The organism is Vibrio sp. YT-19(2023) (genome assembly GCF_033337395.1).
Window position 1 is genome coordinate 155,365 of the sequence record NZ_JAWOQN010000002.1, and the last position, 23,002, is coordinate 178,366.

The window sequence follows — 23,002 nt, forward strand, 5'->3', positions numbered from 1 at the left end:
TGTCCTCTTCGTTGGTTAATAAATAAGTGAGTTAATTAAGCCAAAAGAGTATAGCCGCCCTTTTTTAAAGAGGGTAGCTATACTGCAAAAATATTAACTTTGTTTTGTGATACGCTCTTCCATAATCTGCGAATACGTGTTGGCTTTTAAGCCGTATATGATTTGGACATGACGATCATCCAATATCACGACTCCATGCGCGCCATGATTTTTGAGTGCGTTCTTATCGATGACGGACGTCGCTCTGAGGGTAAGACGCAGCCGAGTCGCACATGCACCAGTTTCTAGCAGGTTCTCTATGCCCCCAATGGCGTCAATGATCGTATCGACGTCTTGTTCGACATTGGGGTTGGTATGAGTTAGGAAATTGAAAAATTGCTTCAGCGCTGACTTAACCGTCATTTGAAGAGCCTTCGGTCGTTAGTTTTGAAATGGCTTCAACAATCGGTGCCGGCGAGAGCGTATGCGGTACTTTAGTGATTAACGTGCCATCCGGCTTCAAGAAGTAGAAGTAAGAGCTATGATCCAGCGTGTACTTTAGTTCCGAGCCTTCCAATTCTGTCTTGCGGAAAATGACACCATAGTTGTGTGCCAAAGGTGTCGTTACATCAAGTGGTGCCGATAGGCCTTCAATCATTGGATGGAAGTAATGGGCATATTTTGCTGATGCATCGGCCTCATCACGCTCTGGGTCCAAAGAAATGAACATCGGGCGTAGTTGCGCTTTTTGCGCGTCGTCAATTTGATTCAGTGCTCCTGCCAGCATTGCAAGAGAAGTTGGGCAAACGTCTGGGCAGCGAGTAAAGCCAAAATAGACGACTCGGATGCGAGGGTCATTCACATCGAAGATATTGACGGCTTGGTTATTTTCCCCAAACAATACCGTTTGTTGAGAGGTGGAACTGTCCACTTGCTCTGGCTTCGTTTTCTGATTATCTAAATAGCTCTTTACGCCAAACCCGAGTGCGAAAGCAGCTACGAGAAATAGGGACCAATTGCGGCTCATAACGATTCCTTATCTTTGCATTTTTATAGCAGGGTAAACGGTATTCTCTCCATCACTGAGTTCACCAACCCAAGTCATTGCATCCTCCGTGCAAACCGGGAGAATGATGTCACCTTGATATTGGCCAGGAGCGATTTGCTTCAGCAAAAACTTAGGCTCACCCATCTCCATTTCTCTTCCTGAAAGACTTAGGATGAGTTGCTTAGCATCGCTTGTATGCCACTCAACATTTAGAGTGGTAGGAACCAAGGGTTGAGCAGTTTCTGAGTTTAGCGTCATCGTAACATTTTCTTGGACGCAAGAGGTTGTAGAGAGAAAGCAGTATTCATCTATTGACTTGCTTTGAGTGGAAGAAGAAAAGCTTTTTATTAGAGTCGGGGCATAAAATCCCGCAACTAATGCGGCTGAAACAGCGGCGATTTGTAACAGTTTCATTAAGGTTCAGCATTTATCACTTAACATTACGAGCATCGTAGCACAGATGCGCCGCTCGCCAACTCGTGACCTCGGTAAATTGTGCGTTATACCTCGGTGACCAGCTTCCTAGTAACGCGACGGACTTTATTGCATCAAATACAGCAGAGTTTTCAATTGAGATGTTTTGCCCTTAGCCAATAGATAAAAACGGAGCCAATTGGCTCCGTTTTTATTTGGTTCAGTATGTGTTTGATACCAAAGTTATTTATCTGAATCTGCGAATTTCTCTAGACCCAAAACCAGAGCAATGGCTGCAAGCATCATTACGACAGCAAGTACTAACTGAGAAGGTTGTGATGTCACGTGTTCAAATTCAAATGGTGATAGGTTGTGCTGTAGCAATGGCACTTGCTCGCCCTTCGAATTGGTGCGCCAAGTGATGGTTTCTTTCCATGGCCAAATCTTTGGCAACGTACCAATCATTAATCCAGTCAAAAACATCAGGGTGAAATCACGGAACTTGCGTAGTAACCACGACAATAAGTGAGAGAAGGATAGTAAACCGATCACGCAGCCAGACAAAAATAGCGCTAATGTATCGACTTGAAAACCTTTCACTGCGGCTAATACAGGAGCATACATGCCAATCAGCAGCAAAATAAAACTGCCAGAGATACCCGGCAAGATCATTGCACAAATCGCGATAGCTCCAGCGAATAAGGTGTTAATGGCCGTTGGTTCCATGTGTAAAGGTTTGAGCACAGTAATACTATAAGCAAACCCGACACCAACGAGCAGAATGACAAAGCGGACAAGATCGCGTTGCTCAACCTGACGAATAATGTGATACACAGAGACCAAAATCAGACCAAAGAAAAATGACCAAAGTGGGATCGGGTGTGTGTCAAGAAGCCAAGTAATCAACTTTGCTAGCGTTGCAATACTGGTGAAAATGCCGGCAAACAGAGCGATAAGGAAGAATCCGTTGATGTGATTAAACGCGGCTTTAACCCCTTCTTTTCGCCAGATAGAGAAAAGTGAGGGGTTAATGCGTCGAATGCTTTCAAGCAGCGTATCGTAAATACCAGTGATAAACGCGATGGTGCCGCCAGATACACCAGGTACAACATCTGCTGCACCCATGGCGATTCCCTTGAAGAAAGTAATTAAGTAGTTCATTGCTCTAATGCTAAGTCGTTTCGATGGCAGAGAGTATACAAACATTGCGATGAAAAAAGTATGAAATAGTGCTGTAACTACTTGGTTTTATATCCAATCTATTGCCTATCTTTATTACCCGTCAAGAGACAATGCCGCCGTAACGAGCTTTTAATGCTTGGTTTACATTTTTGAGATGATTAACTCTACTATCAATTATCAATCTTGGTTGCATTATGCAATTGCAATTTGCATTATCAAATTGCATTTTGATAATTTGCGCGTGAATAAATCCAGCCTATATGAGATCTTGTGCCCAAAAAATAAGTCTTTGCATTTTGGCATGATTAATGCATAATACTGCTCGACCCTTCTTAAGCCGAGGGTCACCTAGCCAACTGACGTTGTTAGTGAATACAATTTGTTCACACTAAATATAAGCCAATCGCGATTATTGCGGTTGGCTATTTTTTTATATGAACAACGTTACTTACGTGCTTTGCAAATTGCACTTCTCTTACTGTCAGTCATAAAAAAGGGCTGACGTGTTACGCCAACCCTTGTGTTTTACTTTACGTTTTAACCCGTTTATCGAGCAGTTCAGTATCCCATCAACTGCAGCAAGTTTTCAGCTGTCACAATGGCTTCTTTACGATTAGCAATATTAAGCTTTTGGTACAGGTTGCGAATGTGGGTTTTAATTGTCGTACCTGCCACATCCAGCTCTTGTGCGATTTGCTCGTTACTAAAGCCTGAATAAATCAGTCCCAGAACCTGCCATTCGCGTTGTGTTAATGGGCTGGTACGTACTAGCTCTGGCACATTAGGGTGATTCACCAACTTTTCAATAAAGTCTTCATCAAAGTGAATCGACCGGCTACGTTGATTCGATGAAATGTCCTTCATTAACTGTTGAGCACGGTGACGCTCAAGATCGCCCAGTTCATGGCGGAGGCTCAACTTCTCCAGCAGACCGCCAATGGTTGCACCATCAATCAGGAAGTTTCCGACCATGCCAGTTTGGTTCGTCATTACTAATGCTTCTTTTAACAGTGCCTTGGCTTGCTCCTCATCTTTTTGGCGAGCAGAAAGGACCGCTTCAACCACTAAGTTGCGATTAGTATCTGTGATTAGGTTAGTGCGACGAGCTTCACCTTGGAGGAAATCTAACGCAGCACGAGCGTCGGTATATTGGCCTAAGTTAATGTGGGCGCGGGCAATGTTACGCCATTGCAATTGAGAAAAGTGGTTGCATGCCGATTCAGGACGAACCGCAGTGTTGAGCCATTCTTGCATTGCATCGGTATTCCCGCGCGCTTGCCAAAATAGAATCAACGATAGTGAAGCGTTTGCAGTCCAATCTACGTGGTAAGTCGACTGTTTCATCAAGTGCTGTATATGCTCAATGAATTTACCGGCTTTGTCTAATTCACCGCGTCCAATCGCAATACGCGCCAACATCGAATAGCTATGTAAGTGCTTGCTTGGTGAATGGTTTTCGAGAATTTGCAGACCTTTGTACGCGCATTCTTCCGCTTCATCAAGTCGGTTCCAGCACCAAAGTACTTGCGCGCGAATACGCAGCAAAAATTCATGAAGAGGAACATGCTGAAGCTGCTGATCTTCAATCAGACGGAATGCGGAATCTTGTAGTTCAAAGGCAGCTTGCACGTAACCTTGTGCAATTAAAATCTCGCTTTGCTGCAATATTGCCCATAACGCTTGGTGATATACCTGGTACTGACGAGCTAGCTTTTCAGTTTGTTGCATCATTGGCAAAGCACGGTCTAGTTTACCTAGCACGTGGTTAACTTCACCAACAACCGAAGTCGCCACAATTCGGCTACGGTAAATTGTGTTATCAAGTTGGCTAAGCGCTAACTCCGCTAATTCGAGAGCTTTTTCTGGCTGGTTACTGTTGATAGCCACTTGAGCAAGCAACGCGTTTGCTTGACCTTGATAATGAATATCTAACGCAATGTTACGCTTTTTGTGTTCCTCTTCCGCTTCTTCAAGCAGGTGGCCCACTTGGTTATAACGATGCTGACTTTGAGCCAACCATGCTCGGAGCATCGTAAGTTTTGGGTGGCTGAACAACAGATCATCGTCCAACTTGTTAATTGAGCTTTCCAGTGTGCTGAGTTCGCCTTGGTTAAACATCTTCCAGCCGAATTCGTTTAGGATCTCTACCACTAAGTCCTTATCATTCGATTTTTGTGCATGATGAATCGCTTGGTGTGGTGCTTTTTGTTGTAACCAAGCGATAGCAGCATTGCGGTGGAGATCTTTTTCTTGCTGAGGAATACGAGCTTGGCGCTCATGAGATAAAAACTCGCCAAATAAGTTATGGAACCGGAACCAGTTCTGTTCCCCTTCGAGCGGGTAAATGAATAAGCCGTAACGGTTAAGCGATTCAATCATTCCCAGTGCGTCTTCGCGTTGGGTAAGGGCAAACACTAGCTCATCATTGAAGTGGTCAAGCACGGATACTTGCATTAAAAAGTGACGAGTTTCGTGATCGAGTAAGTCAAACACTTCTTCGACCAAGTAATCCCACAAGTGCGCGTGATTGAACTGCGATACCGACTCTACAGTTTGCGCCAATGTGCGGTTTTGATGTTGGGCTTGTAATGCGATCAACTGCATCGCCGATGGCCAACCTTCAACATAGGTTCTTAGGCTGTTCGCCATGTCTTCATCAATACCATCGGCGATACGCTGGTTAAAGAAGCGAGTGGTTTCTTCGGTATCAAACGCCAACATCTCGTTGCCGATTTCGATCATTAAATCACGAACACGTAAGTTTGCAGTGCCCAGAGGCGGCGCTGCACGACTGGTTACCACAACGGTGAGGTTGTCTGGCATGTGCTTTAAAAAGAAACGCATGGATTCATGGATTTCATCATTCGTGATTAAATGGTAGTCATCAAGCACCACGTAGCACTCTTGATGAAAGTCAGCCATTTCAGCGAACACTTCGCTAAATAGGGAGCGTAAAGACGAGATCTGACGTTTTTCCGCCAGTTTTTGTGCGTTAGCGCAACTGAAGTTGGTGGCTTTGTTTAATGCTTGAAGCAGATAGTTTACAAAGCGAAAGCCGTCGTTATCGCTGTCATCAATGCTGTACCAACCGACGTTTGGCTTATCGGATAGCCACTGCGCTGCCATTGTCGTTTTTCCGTAACCTGCTGGGGATCGGAATAAAACCAATTTGTAGTAAGGCGCTTGCTGTAGTAAGTCCAACACTCGTGGGCGCACGATGGCATTGTGCAGGCGTCCTGGTCGAGTAAGCTTAGATGGAATCCACATTAGTAGTTATGTCCTTATTTATGTATACCCAAATGACTGCAACGTGATCATTCTAGTAAAGCCCCCTTGAAAGCCGTCTTACTGAATGATGTCATCAGCATCAAAAACACTGTTTGAATGCCGGATAATGTCGCTACTGTTGGGGCTTGCGTCCGTCTGAAAAACCATTCCATACGGTCACTTAGATATAAAAGCTAGCGAAAACTAGAAATAACTCACATCGCCTAATTCTAGTTTGTATAAAAAGCGTACAATCCTGTGAGCTGAGTGGGATGTTACGACATCAGAAATGTTCGTTACTTTGATCCACTTCCTAATTCTCAAGGGTTGATGGATTTACCATCAACTACGCCCTTTATTTGTGATTGTCGTCACTTAAATATCGTTTGTTTCGTTAGCGTTAAGATCGCGTTGCACATAGATTACGAAAAGTTCTTCTACGCTGACCGAGTTAATGTGACCGATATTACAATTTTCACATCATCAGATGAGTGGACTATAAAAAGCGTCATGAACGGGTTTTAACCTTTCTCACATTCCATTGTGATCAAAATCACTAAGAACTGGTGCAAAGTTCACTTTGTTGAGATTTGGATCACTAACCTAGCAATGGTACCCCCTCTACGCCCTCAGCCCTCCTCCTTCAAAGGATGAGAATTAGGAGGATGTTTATTCACAGAGGTAAATGCACGATGTATGGCAGATGAATTACCAAAAGACGTGAGAATTTCGTAATGAAACCTACTCAACAAAAACAATTTGACAAGAAGTCGTTCCAAGAAAGCGTAAAGAAACATTTATCTGTAACTTACGCTCATACGATTGAAAACGCAGACAGCCGCGCATGGTACCTAGCAATGGGGCATGCTCTGGCTGAATTTACTACTCTAGATTTGCTTGCGACAGAAGAAGATCCACGCATTAAAAGTGCGAAGAGCGTTAACTACCTTTCGCTAGAATTCCTTATCGGTCGTTTGACTGGTAACAACCTAATCAGCATGGGTCTGTATGAACAAGTAACAGAAGCAATGGCTGAACTGGGTTACAACCTAACTGATCTGCTAGAAGAAGAGCGCGACCCATCATTGGGTAATGGTGGCCTTGGTCGTCTGGCTGCGTGTTTCATGGATTCATGTGCGGCACAAGAATTCCCAACTGTCGGCTATGGTTTACATTACGAATACGGTCTATTTAAACAGTCATTCAAAGATGGTCGCCAGCAAGAAGCACCTGACGCTTGGCGCGGTGTAGAAGGCTACCCTTGGGAAATTGCGCGTCCAGAACTTGCGCAAGAGATCGGTTTCTACGGTCACGTTGAAGTGATTAACGAGAACGGTAAAGAAGTTCGCAAATGGGTACCAGGCATGACAGTAAGAGCAATGCCTTGGGATCTTCCAATTGTGGGTTACGAATCAGACACGGTTTACCCGCTACGTCTTTGGGAATGTCAGGCGATTGCACCATTCTCACTAGCAAGCTTTAACAATGGTGATTACTTCGAAGCTCAGCACGCACTGATCGACGCAGGTAACATCACTAAAGTGCTTTACCCGAACGACAACCACGAGAAAGGTAAAACACTGCGTCTAATGCAGCAGTACTTCCACTCAGCAGCGTCTGTACGTGACATCCTACGTCGCCACGAAGCTGCGGGCTACTCGCTAGCGGATCTACCTAAGCAAGAGACTATCCAGCTTAACGATACGCACCCAACGATTGCGATTCCTGAACTAATGCGCATCCTGATGGATGAAAAAGGTTTAGCTTGGGAAGCGGCTTGGGAAATCAGCTCTAAGACATTTGCGTACACCAACCACACGCTACTTCCAGAAGCACTAGAGACATGGCCAGAGTCGCTAATCCAGCACCTGCTACCACGTCATATGGAGATCATTTACGAGATCAACCACCGCTTCCTACAAGACGTACGTGCAATGTGGCCGGGTGATGTCGCGAAGCAACAGAAGCTTTCTATCATCGAAGAAGGTTTCCACCGCATGGTTCGCATGGCAAACCTATGTGTAATCGGCTCTTACGCAGTAAACGGTGTAGCAGCACTTCACTCTGAATTGGTTAAGAAAGACCTATTCCCAGAGTTCCACGAAATGTACCCGACACGTCTACACAACGTAACGAACGGTATTACGCCACGTCGCTGGTTGAAGTTCTGTAACCCAGGTCTGTCTCAGCTTATCACTGAGAAAGTCGGCCCAGAATGGCCAGCGAAACTAGAGCAACTTGAAGGTATTGCGAAGTACGCTACTGACGCGACATTCCAAAAAGAATTCATGGCAGTGAAGAAAGAGAACAAAGAACGCCTAGCAACTTGGGTGAAAGAGAACATGGGTATCGAGCTCGATACTAATGCAATCTTCGATGTTCAAATCAAGCGTCTGCACGAGTACAAACGTCAGCATCTAGACTTGCTACACGTACTGTCTCTGTACCACCGTATTCTTAATGAACCAGGTTTTGAGTGTACGCCACGCGTTGTGTTCTTCGCAGCAAAAGCAGCACCGGGTTACCACCTAGCGAAAGAAATCATCTTCGCAATCAACAAGATTGCAGACAAGGTGAACAACGATCCTCGCATCGGTAACAAGCTGAAAGTGGTATTCATCCCTGACTACCGCGTGAGCATGGCTGAAATCATTATCCCTGCGGCTGACGTTTCTCAACAAATCTCGCTAGCGGGTAAAGAAGCATCAGGTACAGGTAACATGAAGATGGCGCTAAACGGTGCGCTAACTATCGGTACAATGGATGGTGCAAACGTTGAGATTCGTGAGGAAGTAGGCGATGAGAACATCTATATCTTCGGTCTAGATGTTGAAGGTGTGAAAGCGCTGAAAGCTCAAGGTTACAACCCATTTGATTACTACAATGCGGATCACTTACTCAAAGCGTCAATGGACTTGCTATTGGGTGAAGAGTTCACACCAGGTCAACCAGGCTTACTGCGTGCAACGTATGACAGCCTACTAGACGGCGGTGACCCGTACTTATGTCTTGCGGACTTTGCATCTTACGTGAAAGCGCACGAAGACATGAGCGAACAATATAAAGATCAAGCTGGCTGGGCGAAGAAGGCCATTCTTAATACCGCCCTTGTTGGCAAGTTCACGTCAGACCGCTCAATCCGCGACTACGTGAACAATATCTGGACACTTGAAGCGGTGAAACGCTAATAGAACCTAGTTAAGACCAAGGTAGCCAAGCGCTACCTTTGGTCATTTTCCAAAAGAAGTTATTGATAACAATAAAACCCTACATGGAAGGTGTTGGTATTACCTTCGGAGAAAGCGATGAAAGAACAAACAGCATTAAAGAAAGTCGCGGAAATGGCGAGATTGGCTGATAGCTATGTCAGTGCTTGGGGAGATGAGGCTAAAGTGTCTGAGGAGACGCTACGCCGCTTGCTCGCTTCGCTTGGCTACGATACTAGCAGTGATGAAAAACTACTGGCTTCTGCTGAAAAGAAACATAAAAAAGACGTACTAGCCCCTGTTCTTGTTTTACGCGACGGCGAACCAGTCGAAGTGGAACTAAACCTAGGTACGAGTGCTCGTGAGAGTGAATTCAGCTGGCGTTTAGAAACAGAACAAGGAGAGGTACTTGAAGGCTATCTTCAGTCCCAAATTGTTCGTGATGAGCGTGCTGAGGGTGGCCCTCTAGTGTTTGCATTGCCAAAGAACTTGGCTTGGGGTTATCACAAACTGATCATCAGTCGTAAGCGTCGTAAAACACCTTACGAGATGTCATTGATCATTACGCCGAAAGCGTGTTTCAAACAAGACGATCTAAACCAACACAAAAAGCTATGGGGTCCTAGTATCCAGCTTTACACACTGCGTACTCAGCATAACTGGGGCATCGGTGATTTTGGCGACCTAAAACAACTGGTGAGTGATATTGCCTCTCGTGGCGGTGACTTCATTGGCTTGAACCCGATTCACTCGCTGTTCCCTGCGAATCCAGAAGGGGCAAGCCCATACAGCCCGTCTTCTCGTCGTTGGTTGAACATCATGTACATCGACGTAAGCTCTGTACCTGAGTTCGCGCTAAGTGCAGAAGCACAACAACGTGTCGGTAGCGCAGAGTTCCAACAACGTTTACAAAAAGCGCGAGACTCTCATTGGGTGAATTACACCGAAGTTTCGCAACTAAAAATGAGCGTTCTTCCGCTGCTATTCTGTGAGTTTAAAGCTCGCCATTTAGACAAAAACACCGATCGCGCTCGTGCCTTCTTGGACTTTGTTGAAAAAGGCGGAGACAGCTTGCTACACCAAGCTGCATTCGATGCACTTCATGCTGATTTACATGCAGAAGATGCAAACATGTGGGGCTGGCCAGTATTCCCTGAGAAATACCGCACATTCGACGCAGCTGGTACTCAGAAGTACATTAAGGACAACCAAGATCGTGTTCACTTGTACATGTACCTGCAATGGATCGCAGACGATCAAATCAAAGAAGCGCAAGCGCTAGCCGAAGAAAAAGGCATGGCTGTGGGTTTGTACCGCGACCTTGCGGTGGGTGTTGCAGATTCAGGCAGCGAAACATGGGCTGACGAAGGCGCGCTAGTATTGGATGCAAGCATCGGTGCGCCACCAGATGTACTTGGTCCACTAGGCCAAAACTGGGGTCTGCCTCCGCTTAACCCTCAGGTTCTAGAAGCGACTGGCTACGACGCATACATCAAGCTACTGCGTGCAAACATGAAACACTGCGGTGCGCTGCGTATTGACCACGTTCTTGGTCTACTTCGTCTATGGTGGATTCCAAAAGGCGAGAAAGCGACAGAAGGTGCTTACCTGTACTACCCAGTTGAAGACATGCTAGCAATCCTAGCGCTAGAATCTCATCGTCATCAGTGTTCTGTAATCGGTGAAGACTTGGGTACTGTGCCTGATGAAATCGTGGATATCCTTCGTGATGCGGGTGTGCATTCGTACAAAGTCTTCTTCTTCGAAACATCAAAAGACGACGGCGGTTTTATTTCTCCGAAGCACTACGCTGAGCAGTCTATGGCTGCGCTGTGTACGCACGATATGCCAACACTACGCGGTTTCTGGCACTGTGATGACTTGAAGATGGGGCGTGAGATTGGTCTGTACCCTGATGAGCAGCAGTTGGAAGGCCTATTCGCTGACCGCTTGAAGTGCAAACAAGGCATTCTAGACAGTGTTCGCTGGCATGGCTATTTGCCAGAAGGCATTGGTCATGATGCTCAGTACGTGCCAATGGATTCATACCTAAGCGAAGCGCTGCAACTGCACGTAGCCGCGGGTGACTCTGCACTGCTTAGTGTTCAGCTTGAAGACTGGCTAGAAATGGATCAACCGGTCAATATTCCTGGTACGGTGGATGAGTATCCAAACTGGCGTCGTAAATTGTCGATGAACCTAGATGAAATCTTCAGCCGTGAAGATGTGAACCGTATTTCTAAACGCCTTACTGAAGTTCGTGCACAGGCGAGTAAGTAAGATGCCTAGAGTGGCGTAGATGGACGAGCTGATTACCAATTTTGTTAGCTCAGAGGTACGAAAGTTCCGTCTAGGTCACTCATTCCTAAAACACAATCCGTTAGGATGAAGTACCGTTATTATGCCCGCGACAATAGCGGGCATTTTTGTATTTTGACGCCGTTTACGCAACGAACGTGAGAAGCGGAGTCTTTTTGTGAGTTCACAACGTTGGCTGTGGAGAAACCGATGTTTGATTCAGATCTCTGGTCTTGAAAAGGATGTTGGCTCTAGGGAGAAAGATTTGAAAACCACCAAAACCAAGAAAATAAAGAAACAACACGAACGCGCATACGAACTGCTTGCTGAGGCGGCTTACTCAGATCCATTTGCGGCGCTGGGTCCTTTCATTGACGACGAAGCTTCGCTGAGAGTTTGGATGCCGGGCGCAAACAAGGTTGAACTGCTTGTTAATGGTGAACCTCGCGTGGCGCTTGAGCGTGATGGCGACAGCGGTTTCATCTTAAAAGAGCAACGCGATTTACACCTGACCCACTACCGTTTAGCGGTCGATTGGAATGGTGTTGAACAAATTATTGATGACCCGTACCAGTACCACAATATCTACCAAGAGTACGAGCATCTGCATACGCCAAAAGACATGTATCACTACATGGGCGCACACTTTGTCACGCTAGAACGTGGCGGTGAAAACATCTCTGGTGTGCGTTTCCTTGTTTATGCACCACATGCATCTGCTGTTAGCCTTGTGGGTTGCTTCAACCAATGGGATGGCCGTCGTCATCCAATGCAACGCTTAGACTACGGTATCTGGGGCCTATTCATTCCTGGTTTGGAAGAGGGGGTACAATACAAATTTGAGCTCAAAGGGCCAAATGGGGAAGGGTTGCCACACAAACAAGACCCTTGGGGTTTCTACTCTGAGCAATACCCATCGTTCGCATCCATTACCTACGATCACAAGCGTTACCAATGGCAAGATGCGAAATGGCAAAACCGTGCAGTGACACAAAAGCGTGATGAAGCGTTATCGTTTTACGAGCTACATGCTGGATCATGGAAGCGCGACGAGAACGGTGATTTCCTGAACTACCGCGAACTCGCGGAGCAGTTGGTGCCATACCTTGTGGATATGGGCTACACCCACGTTGAGCTGATGCCTGTGTCTGAGCATCCATTCTATGGTTCATGGGGCTATCAACCTGTTGGCTTGTTTGCACCAACTAGCCGTTTTGGCTCACCTGATGATTTCAAATTCTTCGTGGATGCGTGTCACCAAGCTGGTATCGGTGTAGTGCTGGATTGGGTTCCTGCGCATTTCCCATCGGATGATCATGGTTTAGCTAACTTTGATGGTACGCCTCTGTTCCATGATCCAGATCCTCGTCGCGGTTGGCACCAAGATTGGAACTCCTACATTTACGATTTAGGCCGTGAACATGTACGTCGCTTCCTTGTCTCGAATGCGCTGTACTGGTTTGAACAATTCCATATTGATGGCATTCGTGTCGATGCTGTTGCGTCGATGCTCTATCTCGATTATTCACGTAGCCACGATCAGTGGGTCCCGAACGTTGATGGTGGCAACGAAAACTACGACGCAATCGCAACCTTAAAATGGATGAACGAAGAAGTGTACAAGCACTTCCCGAATGCGATGACGATTGCGGAAGAGTCAACGGCGTTTCCGGGTGTGTCTGCGCCAACCTTTATGGGTGGTTTAGGCTTTGGCTTCAAGTGGAATATGGGGTGGATGCACGACAGTCTTTCATACATCAAAGAAGATCCTGTTCACCGCAAATACCACCACAATACCATCACCTTCCCGCTGGTTTATGCGCACAGCGAAAACTACGTCTTGTCTCTCTCTCACGACGAGGTGGTGTACGGAAAAGGCTCTATCCATAACAAGATGCCGGGCGATGAATGGCAGCAAACCGCAAACCTACGTGCATACTACGGTTATATGTATGGTCAACCGGGCAAAAAGCTGAACTTCATGGGCGCGGAAATCGGCCAAACGGCGGAGTGGAACCACGATGATCAGTTGCAATGGTTCTTGCTGGAATACGAACGTCATCAAGGCGTTCAAAAGCTGATGCGCGATTTGAACCACTTGTACCGAAATGAAGCGGCGATGCACGATCAAGATTGTGTTCCTGCTGGTTTTGAGTGGCGTCTACAAGACGAGGCAGATGCAAGCATCCTAGCGCACGAGCGTATCAGTAAAGAGGGTGAGCGTATTCTCATCATCACCAACTTTACGCCCGTACCACACGAGCGTTTCCGTTTAGGTGTTCCAAATGCAGGTCAATACGAACTGCTGCTGAACACGGACGACAGCAAATACGGCGGAAGCGATTTTAAAGTGCTGACCAGTGTGAAAACGGAACAAGTCGAAAGTGAATCACTGCCTCAATCACTTGAGCTTCGTTTGCCTCCACTTTCAACCGTGTTCTACAAGCTGCACAAATAATTTAGTCTAATCAAATTCTAAGCCCGTTTTACATTGTAAATCGGGCTTTTTTTAACCAAGTTTTCACTAACGATAAACAGACTGCATACTCTATACTTGCATCATATTGTTTTATGAAATCAGGCTAGGTCGGACTTTGAGAAAGATTAAATCCCTTCTGTTCAATATCTTATTGGTGCTTTTGCTTTTACCAGTGATGCTCGTTGGCATAGTGAAATACATCGATCCACCAATTTGGGGATGGAAGATCAGCCGCATAATTTCTCCTCCTGAAGGATTTCCTGAAGAGAGTCAAAATGAATGGGTGCCTTTGAGTGATATTTCTAAACACATTCAACTGGCCGTGATTGCGACAGAAGATCAAAAGTTCCCGACCCATTACGGAGTGGATTTTGATTCCTTGTTTAAAGTGATCTCAGAGTCTGGCGAGAGCGGTCCCTCTCGCGGTGCGAGCACGATTACTCAGCAAACTGCAAAGAACGTGTTTCTGTTTCCTTCACACTCTTATGTGCGCAAAGCGTATGAGCTTTATTTTGCTCTGCTGATGGAAGCAATGTGGAGTAAAAAACGCATTCTTGAAGTGTATTTGAATGTGGTGGAGTTTGGTCCAGGTATTTATGGCGCGGAAGCCGCTGCGCAAAACTACTTTGGTATTCCTGCTAAACAACTTTCAACACGCCAAGCAGCAAGGCTTGCGGTGGTGCTGCCAAATCCGTATCGCATCAAAGTTTACCCTCAGACTTCTTACACCATCAGCCGCGTCAATTGGGCGATGAGACAAATGCGTAACCTTGGTAGCGTTCAGCTTTAAACTCCTTTTTACCCTGCTCATAAGTAGAACTACGCCCCCATAAAAGCAAAATGTGAAGCGTCACAAGCTTTAGGGCGTAGCTTTTCAGAATGATGCGCTCAGTTTTTCATCCATTTACTATTAGTGTGAATAAAACTACAACACGAATACTGCGCCTATGCGCAACCAATGGACTGAACGATGAAACTGAATCTGATTACGACTACCTTATTGCTTGCATCGGCAAGTGCCATCGCCGAGCCAAACATCACCATTGCTACCACGACCAACAGCCGTGACTTTCCGTTAAGTGCAGAGCAGCCTTTGGTTGTGCCCTTAACCAAAGACGGATACACGCTCAAAATCACGGGTATTGAAGGCGACTGTGTCGCGCCTGATGGTCAGAAGGTCAAATTCAACAAACCTATCGCGCTGAACTGTGGAAAGCCAACAGAACTGCCTTTAAAAATCCGTTTTACTGGCGATTACTCTTTTGCTTTTGATGCGGAAGCCAAAACTCTACGCTTCAAGCGAGAGCCTAAGAAAGCTGCCAAGACAGAATTTAAACGCCCAATCCCACAAGTGCAATGTGAGGTTTACCAAGGCGGCGAAGTCACCATCGCGCTGGGTGACAGTTTCCCCGATGGCACCAAGTTGCGTGATGCCTATTCTGGTCAGATGGTCGAAGTAAAAGATCAGCAAGTATCGCTGACACCAAGCAAAGATTCAGGCGGTTTGGTGCTACTAGAGCCAGTGAAGAAAACCAAAGAAGCAGTGCCGTTTGATTACCGCAATGCCAACATTTACTTCGTGATGGTCGACCGTTTCAATAATGCTGATACGAGCAATGACAACAGCTATGGTCGCAAGAAAGACGGTAAAGAAGAGATTGGTACCTTTCACGGTGGTGACCTAAAAGGTGTGATCGAAAAGCTAGATTACATAAAGAGCCTAGGTACCGATGCGATTTGGTTGTCGCCAATCGTTGAGCAAGTACACGGCTTTGTGGGTGGCGGCGATAGCGGCTCATTCCCATTCTACGCTTACCACGGTTACTGGACGCGTGACTTTACCAAGATTGATGAGAACTTCGGTAACGAAGCTGATCTTAAAAAGCTGGTGGAAGAGGCACATAAACGTGGCCTTAAAGTCTTGATGGACGCAGTAATCAACCACACTGGTTACTCAACGTTAGCCGATTTGCAATTTGACGGTATTGAGGTGTTAAAACCAAACGCTGACCTACCTAAGAAATGGGGGGATTGGAAACCAAAAGCGGGCGAAAACTGGCATAGCTACCACCAGAATATTGATTACCAGAGTCCAAACTGGGCGAAATGGTGGGGCGGTGACTGGGTAAGAACAGGTCTACCGGGATACCCAGTTCCGGGCAGCAGTGATATCACCATGTCATTGGCGGGTTTGCCAGACTTTATCACTGAATCAGACAAAGCCGTGAAGCCAGCTCAATGGCTATTGGATAACCCTGGCACTCGCGTTGAGGAGCGTGATAATTACACCGTCTCGGACTACCTAATTGAGTGGCAAACTGATTGGGTGAAACGCTTTGGTATTGATGGTTACCGTGTCGACACGGTGAAGCACGTTGAAGGCGATGTGTGGAAACGCTTGAAAGAAGAGGCATCAAGCAGCCTTGAGCAGTGGCGTAAAGAGAACGGTAAGTCAGGTCAGCCATTCTGGATGATGGGTGAAGTATGGGGACATACCGCATATCGCAGCCCTTACTTCGACGACGGCTTTGATGCGTTGATTAACTTCGATATGCAGAAGAAGTTAGACAAAGGCGCGGCGTGTTTCAGCCAAATGGCAGACACTTACCAAAGCTATGCGGACACTATCGCCAATGAGAAAGACTTTAACCCTGTGAGCTACATGTCTTCTCACGATACCGAGCTGTTCTTCTCTCGCTTCAAAGATTACGGTATGCAGCGTAACGCCGCGAATGCACTGCTTTTGAGTCCTGGTGCTGTTCAGGTTTATTATGGTGATGAAGTTGGTCGTAACATTGGTCCTTACGCGGACGATTTCCACCAAGGCACTCGTTCTGACATGGTATGGAAGCTATCTGATGAGAAGCAAGCGCTGCTCAAACACTGGCAAACTCTTGGTCAGTTCCGTAAAGCGCACCCAGCGATTGGTGCGGGTCAGCATCAAGTAATTGAACAAGAAGGCGCGTACGTGTTCTCTCGCTCGCTTGGCAATGACAAAGTCGTTGTGGCGTTTGTGGGTCGCGACAAGTAGTTAGAACTTCGTTTTAAGCCTAGATAGAAAAAGCCCTTCCTTGAGTTATCAGGGAAGGGCTTTGTTGTATTAGTTCGCCAGTTCTTGGTCGATGACTTTTTCTAGCTCGTCAAACGGCACATAGCCAGGAATGACTTGATCATTAATGATCAACGCGGGCGTGCCGCGTAAACCAAGTTGCGTGAAATACTGATAGTTTTTATCAAGCAACGCCTTGGTCTCTTTGTCGTCGACAAGCTGTGCTTCTGTCCCCGTTTTTTTCGCTATTTGATTTAAGGAACGTGCGTCATGTGCGCCCGGTTTTTTCACCAATAACTCATGCACTTGTTCGTACTTATCTCGCTGGTTTTGCCAAACATTTAATGCGTAACTTGCCGAGTTGTAGCCGTTTTTCTCGTATTGTTCTTTAAAAGAGACATTGAGGTTAAGCACTTTTACCTGCGGATATTCCTTACCAACTTTGACCAGCTCTCCTTCTAAACGTTTACAAAAAGGGCAGCTATAGTCTGTTACGTTAATAATGGTTAACTCAGGGTTTTCAGCACCAAAAGAGGAATGTTTGCCATCACTTAGATATTGACGAACCTCCTTCAAGGTGTCGCCAAATGACTGTTGATACGCAATGTACTCTTGAAGGTTTTGGTGCAATGAATCAAGAATTTGAGGGTTTTCTTTTAGTATCTGAGTAACTTCCTCTAGCTTTTGTTCTGCGGTCTTTTCTGATGCGAAAGATACGGCAGGTACGATAGCCATCGTTAACGCCAAAAGTGTACGAGTGAATGTCATAATATTTCCTAAAACTTTTAAATTTCGTTGTTTGTTATGTGAAGTGAATAAAATATGTACAAAAGTCAGGCCGAAAGGTCTCTCGCCTTGCTGGCTTTATTCTCTAAACACGCAAAGTTTTAGGTGAACCCGATACTTTTCCGGTATCGGTTCTGTGTATTCCAGATAGCGAATTGCTGTGGTTGTCATCGGCAGCGCCACAATCAAAGCAAACAGAAAAAATGGAATAAGAATATGATCAAACTGATGTTGGTAAGCTTGAACCAGCTTTTCTGAAAGGTCGCAAGATGGTGATAAATTCACGCTTTCATCTTGCTGACTCTGTATTTGGTGAGCCTTCGGGCAGCTTTTCGAGAAACCAGAATTTTGGCTTAAGCATATCATCACCACCCAAAGCACGAGGGCGAGTGTCCATTTGGCTATTTTATATTGTGAGCGTAACAATGGGTCGTATAGTCCTGTTAATTCTGGTTTATGCCGTTTACATATGACCGGGCCATCCTAACCTAAATTTCGTGGCTGAATGTTACTTTCGAGTTAATCGATATTGCCTCAATGCCAAAGTATGAAGTACGTCATGAATGTTGTAGAAAGCAATATTCGTCAGAATCATTTGTTGAGTTGATGAAGAAGTCGTGAGCTATCGACATAGATTAATATACCTAATTGTTAGCACAAATTTTTATTATCTTTCAATTGTGATTGGAATCATAAAACAAAACTTCATAACTGAGTCGCGATAATGTTCGGCAGGCGGATTGATTTTGATCATCTCTCTAGCACATTATTCAGGTGAACATATGTGTTAAGTTCCACATGTGTAGGTAATGTTATGAAAATTCCTGTTCAAACTGAGCGTAAAGTTACACTGGGGTGCTACGTTGCTCTGGCGTTTGCGGTCGTGTTCTTTTCTGGCCTGATGCAATCTAGCGAATGGTACGGTGTATTCGATTTTACAACGCTCAATGGCTCTTTCGGCAAGGTGGCGTATGGTGTCACCGAAACGGCTGACGGTGTGCAAGTTGCAACAACGTCGCTTCGCGGTACTGGTGGTAGCGGTGCTCGCGACGGTTTCATTTTCGCACTTACTTTGATTCCAACTGTTATGTTCGCCTTAGGTATGATCAACGTACTTGAGCACTACGGTGCACTTGAAGCAGCTCGTAAGCTTCTTACTCCTCTTCTACGTCCTCTAATGGGCATCCCTGGTAACTCTGGTCTGGCTTTAATTGCTTCTCTACAAAGTACCGATGCAGGTGCGGCGATGACGCGTCAGCTAAAAGATGAAGGTCACCTAACTAAGCGTGAAACGGACGTATTTACCATGTTCCAGTTTACTGCAGGTGCGACCATCGTGAACTTCTTCTCATCAGGTGCTGTGCTGTTCACATTGACGATGGCTGACGGCTCTCTAGCGGTCACGTCTTCTATTGGTTTAGCGGTTGTGGTGATGTTCGCATTCAAGATCATCGGTGCAAACCTGTTCCGTATTTACCTGAACATGACGGAAGGTAAAGAAGACAAACAAGACCAAAACAAATCAGAGAACCTAAAAGAGGAGACGGCATAATGGGTGACGTTAAAGCGAAAAAACCAATGGTGACGGATATCTTCGTCGAAGGTGCTAAGAAAGGTTGGGTAATTGCGACTACCTCTACGGTTCCTAACGTATTGATGGCGTTCGTTATCATCAAAGCGCTGCAAATCACTGGCGCGCTAGATCTGATGGGCACTGTGTTCTCTCCAATCATGGCGGTGTTTGGTCTTCCGGGTGAAGCAGCAGCGGTATTGATCGGTGCTTGGATGTCGATGGGCGGCGCGGTGGGCGTAGTGATTACGCTATTTGACCAAGGCATCCTGAACGGTACGCACATTGCGATTCTAGCGCCAGCTATCTACCTAATGGGCTCTCAAGTTCAGTACATGGGTCGTATCATGGGTCCAATTGGTACTGAAGGTCGTTACATCCCAGTTATGATTGCAATCTCAGTATTGAACGCATTTGGCGCAATGCTAGTGATGAATCTGTTTGTCTAGGAGTGAGTCATGCAATTCTCTCTAAATGAATATCTAGAAGAGCTACGTCCGCTAATCAATGTGGATTGTGGCACTTATACTACTGATGGTATCGAGTTCATCGCTTCTCAATTTGAAGAGAAGTACCAAGCGATGTCAGGTTGGAGCGTAAAACGCATCGACTGTGGCAGAGCCGGTGTTGGTCTTGAAGTTCGAAATAAGCCGGAAGCTGAGCAAATCGATGTGATGCTAATTGGTCACATGGATACGGTGTTCCCTGTGGGTACCGCTGAGCTTCGTCCAATGTTTCAAGATGCAGAGAAAGCGTACGGTCCAGGTGTGTCTGACATGAAATCTGGTTTGCTGAACATCGTGTACGCGATGCGTAATCTAGACCAAGCTGTGTTGGATAAGTTATCTATCGCTATCTGCATGAACCCAGATGAAGAGACAGGCTCTCTGGATTCTGTGGATTGGATTCAATCAGTTGCGAAAAACGCTAAGAATGTACTGGTTGCAGAAGCAGCACGTGCAGACGGTGGTTTAGTGAAAGCGCGTAAAGGCATGGCTCGCTACAAAATGACCTTTAATGGCGTTGCTGCTCACGCAGGTAACGAGCCAGAAAACGGTCGCAGCGCAATCACTGAGATGGCAAATTGGATTCTGGCTGTCAATGCAATGACCAACTTTGACTCTGGTACTACGCTGAACGTCGGCATTGTTTCTGGCGGCAACGGTGCGAACATCGTCCCTGAGCACGCGGAAGCGATCGTGGATGTGCGTTTCTGGAGCAACGAAGAATACGATGATGTCGATAGCAAGCTAAATGGCATGCTGGAAACACCATTCGTTGATGGCGTGAGAATTGAGTTGGTTCGTGAAGCTTATAAGCCTTCTATGGTGCCAAGCCCACAAACAGAAAGCCTGATGATGCTAGTTGAAGAAGCGGCAAGTGAACTGGCTATCGACATCAATTGGAAAGAAGTCGGTGGTGGCTCTGATGCAAACAACACGGCTATTCTTGGTGTTCCAACTTTGGATGGTCTAGGACCTATCGGTGCGGGCTTCCACAGCGATCAAGAGTACTTGTTGCTTGAGTCTATTGAACCACGTATCAAAATGTTGATACGTGTACTGGAGACGATTGTTCAATAAGGCATTCTGCTTCTAAAGCTTGGCTCCCAAAGCTTTTGGTTTCAAAACTTTTGTTTTCCAAGACTTTTTGTTTCCAAGACAATAATCCCCGGACTTCGGTTTGGGGATTTTTCTATCTGTGTTTCACTTTACTATCATTTCTTGTTATTAATCTTGCGTTCAGGTTCGATTTATTAATATGTTGGACATAGTCATAAATTTCGGAGGCAACGATGAGCACAACAATGTCTGTAAAATCGGCGCCGAAAGACGCCAAAGATCAAACGATGCAAGCGCCAGATGAGAAAACATTCTGGCGAAAAATGAAAGGGTCGGTTAAGAAAGCGGGTGAAGAAATTGCCGTAATGGGCATTAAATCATGGCTCGCGATGGCAGATTCCAACACCTCTGTTCGCCACAAGGCTATTTTAGGTGGCGCGCTGGCTTACTTCGTCCTACCAACAGATATGGTGCCAGACGTACTAGCTGGCGTCGGTTTTACCGATGATATGGCGGCACTGACTCTGGCGGCGAACTCGGTCGGCAATGCCATCACCGACGAGCATGAAGAACAAGCGAGAGAAAAGCTGAATTCGATGGTGGATTAGAAAGAGCATTTCTAGACGCGGAGAAAACAAAAGCCCCGATGTTTCCATCGGGGTTTTCTTTTAGACAGGACTATATAATTTCAGGATGGTAATCGTAGAACGATTTAGGCGTCAGCGCGTTTCAGGTGCACTTCTTCTTCGGCTACGCCTGCCATTGGGTCGTTGAAGCGAGCTTCATCCAATGCACCTTCTGATTTCGCAACGATGACGGTTACAGCACTGTCACCAGTGATATTTACCGCGGTACGAATCATATCAAGAAGACGGTCAACACCCATGATGAGCGCGATACCTTCAAGCGGTAGACCAACTTGGTTCAATACCATAGCAAGCATGACAAGACCCACACCAGGAACACCTGCGGTACCGATAGACGCCAGAGTTGCCGTCATGATAACCATTAGGTAATCGCCCATAGTTAAATCAATATTGAAAGCTTGAGCAATAAACGCAGTTGCTACGCCCTGCATGATCGCCGTACCGTCCATGTTCACGGTTGCACCAAGTGGTACTGTGAACGATGATACACGGTTCTCAACACCCATGCGGTGCTTTGCTGTTTCCATTGTCACTGGAATCGTCGCGTTCGATGATGCTGTAGAAAAAGCAAACATGATCGCGTCTTCCATCTTACGTAGGAACGTAATTGGGTTTAGACCTGTGAAACCTTTTAACATTAAGCTGTAAGTAACTAGACCGTGTAGGACAAGCGTACCAGCCAGTACTAAGAAGTACTCTGCCAGATTGACGATCGCGCCCAGACCAAGACCAGTAAATAGCTTCGCCATTAAGAAGAACACCCCATAAGGCGCCAAGTTCATCAAAATCGCGACCAGTTTCATGATCACTTCATTCAGATCAGAGAAGAATGCTGCGATGCGTTCGCCTGGTTTACCCGCTGCACTGATCGCGATACCGAATAGCACGGCGAACACGATAACTTGCAGAGTTTTACCTTCTGCCATTGCGCTGATTGGGTTGGTCGGGAACATATCGATGATCACCTGACCTAAAGATGGCGCTTCGGCTGATTTGAATGAACTTGCTGCCGTTAGATCTGCCCCTGCCCCTGGCTGGAATAGAGTACCCATAGTTAGAGCAAGCGTAATCGCGATAGCCGTTGTCGTAACGTAGAAAGCGAGGGTTTTACCGCCCATGCGACCCAGTGTAGAGAGGTCTTTGAGAGAGCTAGTACCACAAACTAACGAAACAAATACTAGCGGTACAACAAGCATTTTTAAGCTGGCAACGAAGATCTGTCCACCAACTTCGAATAATCCATTAACAATGTATGCGTCGACAAATCCGTTGTCGGCAAAAAGTGTGCGAATTGCAAATCCTGTCAAGATACCCGCAACCATACCTAAAATTACGCGGCTGGTAAGCGACATCGGTTTCTTGGTATTCATGAGAACACTCCTTATAGTTATGCACCTTGAGTTCACTTCAAAGCGGCGAGCAGATTAGCAGCGGAGTGAGAAAATACGAAAGAATAATCCTCTAAATGGTTAATAGATGTGAACTTTATCACTAATAAAAATGGGATTTTAACCA

At 46.0% G+C, this 23,002-nt stretch carries 17 protein-coding genes; 9 read left to right on the forward strand and 8 right to left on the reverse strand.

Annotation, left to right across the window (positions count from 1 at the left end; genetic code table 11):
• Positions 1 to 93: 93 nt before the first annotated feature.
• From R7E78_RS02715 to malT, 5 genes are all read right to left on the reverse strand, one after another.
• Entirely contained in the window at positions 94 to 402 is a 309-nt protein-coding gene (locus tag R7E78_RS02715) for a PTS transporter subunit EIIB (protein WP_017634466.1), read from the reverse strand.
• Positions 392 to 1,006 (reverse strand): SCO family protein, encoded by a 615-nt coding sequence (locus tag R7E78_RS02720; protein WP_042522188.1) that lies wholly within the window; start codon positions 1,004 to 1,006, stop codon positions 392 to 394. The genes R7E78_RS02715 and R7E78_RS02720 overlap by 11 nt, the downstream gene beginning before the upstream one ends.
• A 9-nt stretch (positions 1,007 to 1,015) precedes the next feature.
• The gene (locus R7E78_RS02725) at positions 1,016 to 1,441 is read right to left on the reverse strand and encodes a hypothetical protein (RefSeq protein ID WP_025768641.1); all 426 of its coding nucleotides are present in this window, start codon (positions 1,439 to 1,441) and stop codon (positions 1,016 to 1,018) included.
• 243 nt (positions 1,442 to 1,684) lie between these two features.
• Positions 1,685 to 2,602, reverse strand: coding sequence for a DUF368 domain-containing protein (locus tag R7E78_RS02730; RefSeq protein WP_031778872.1), 918 nt, complete (start codon positions 2,600 to 2,602; stop codon positions 1,685 to 1,687).
• A 579-nt stretch (positions 2,603 to 3,181) separates the two neighbouring features.
• Complete coding sequence (malT, locus tag R7E78_RS02735) at positions 3,182 to 5,890, reverse strand: HTH-type transcriptional regulator MalT (protein ID WP_005374834.1); 2,709 nt, start codon at positions 5,888 to 5,890, stop codon at positions 3,182 to 3,184.
• Positions 5,891 to 6,624: 734 nt separating this feature from the next.
• On the opposite strand from malT, the gene R7E78_RS02740 reads away from it, so the two are divergent.
• The 5 genes from R7E78_RS02740 to R7E78_RS02760 all read left to right on the forward strand — a co-directional run bounded on the left by R7E78_RS02740 (position 6,625) and on the right by R7E78_RS02760 (position 16,904).
• Complete coding sequence (locus R7E78_RS02740) at positions 6,625 to 9,078, forward strand: glycogen/starch/alpha-glucan phosphorylase (protein WP_318057621.1); 2,454 nt, start codon at positions 6,625 to 6,627, stop codon at positions 9,076 to 9,078.
• A gap of 117 nt (positions 9,079 to 9,195) precedes the next feature.
• Complete coding sequence (gene malQ / locus R7E78_RS02745) at positions 9,196 to 11,376, forward strand: 4-alpha-glucanotransferase (RefSeq protein ID WP_258497793.1); 2,181 nt, start codon at positions 9,196 to 9,198, stop codon at positions 11,374 to 11,376.
• A gap of 283 nt (positions 11,377 to 11,659) precedes the next feature.
• Positions 11,660 to 13,852: a 1,4-alpha-glucan branching protein GlgB gene (gene glgB, locus R7E78_RS02750; protein ID WP_224721283.1), complete on the forward strand. Its 2,193-nt coding sequence runs from the start codon at positions 11,660 to 11,662 to the stop codon at positions 13,850 to 13,852.
• A gap of 136 nt (positions 13,853 to 13,988) precedes the next feature.
• Complete coding sequence (gene mtgA / locus R7E78_RS02755) at positions 13,989 to 14,663, forward strand: monofunctional biosynthetic peptidoglycan transglycosylase (protein ID WP_031778873.1); 675 nt, start codon at positions 13,989 to 13,991, stop codon at positions 14,661 to 14,663.
• Positions 14,664 to 14,843: 180 nt separating this feature from the next.
• On the forward strand, positions 14,844 to 16,904 hold the full coding sequence (locus R7E78_RS02760) for an alpha-amylase (RefSeq protein ID WP_042522184.1): 2,061 nt from the start codon (positions 14,844 to 14,846) through the stop codon (positions 16,902 to 16,904).
• 69 nt (positions 16,905 to 16,973) lie between these two features.
• Here R7E78_RS02760 and R7E78_RS02765 read toward each other — a convergent pair whose 3' ends face one another.
• Positions 16,974 to 17,690: a DsbA family protein gene (locus tag R7E78_RS02765; protein WP_005374842.1), complete on the reverse strand. Its 717-nt coding sequence runs from the start codon at positions 17,688 to 17,690 to the stop codon at positions 16,974 to 16,976.
• Between the two features lie 96 nt (positions 17,691 to 17,786).
• Positions 17,787 to 18,074, reverse strand: a complete 288-nt coding sequence (locus R7E78_RS02770) for a hypothetical protein (RefSeq protein WP_049872671.1) — start codon at positions 18,072 to 18,074, stop codon at positions 17,787 to 17,789.
• A gap of 448 nt (positions 18,075 to 18,522) precedes the next feature.
• On the opposite strand from R7E78_RS02770, the gene R7E78_RS02775 reads away from it, so the two are divergent.
• The 4 genes from R7E78_RS02775 (at position 18,523) to R7E78_RS02790 (ending at position 21,448) form a co-directional block, all read left to right on the forward strand.
• Positions 18,523 to 19,260: a nucleoside recognition domain-containing protein gene (locus R7E78_RS02775; protein ID WP_005374846.1), complete on the forward strand. Its 738-nt coding sequence runs from the start codon at positions 18,523 to 18,525 to the stop codon at positions 19,258 to 19,260.
• Positions 19,260 to 19,727 carry a YjiG family protein gene (locus R7E78_RS02780; RefSeq protein ID WP_005374849.1) on the forward strand — a complete coding sequence of 156 codons (468 nt, stop codon included), beginning with the start codon at positions 19,260 to 19,262 and terminating at the stop codon, positions 19,725 to 19,727. Before R7E78_RS02775 ends, R7E78_RS02780 begins: the two co-directional genes overlap by 1 nt.
• A 9-nt stretch (positions 19,728 to 19,736) precedes the next feature.
• Complete coding sequence (locus R7E78_RS02785; RefSeq protein ID WP_318057622.1) at positions 19,737 to 20,861, forward strand: M20 family metallopeptidase; 1,125 nt, start codon at positions 19,737 to 19,739, stop codon at positions 20,859 to 20,861.
• A gap of 212 nt (positions 20,862 to 21,073) precedes the next feature.
• Complete coding sequence (locus R7E78_RS02790; protein WP_206957636.1) at positions 21,074 to 21,448, forward strand: YkvA family protein; 375 nt, start codon at positions 21,074 to 21,076, stop codon at positions 21,446 to 21,448.
• A gap of 104 nt (positions 21,449 to 21,552) precedes the next feature.
• Here R7E78_RS02790 and R7E78_RS02795 read toward each other — a convergent pair whose 3' ends face one another.
• On the reverse strand, positions 21,553 to 22,857 hold the full coding sequence (locus tag R7E78_RS02795) for a dicarboxylate/amino acid:cation symporter (RefSeq protein ID WP_017820133.1): 1,305 nt from the start codon (positions 22,855 to 22,857) through the stop codon (positions 21,553 to 21,555).
• Between the last annotated feature and the right edge of the window lie 145 nt (positions 22,858 to 23,002).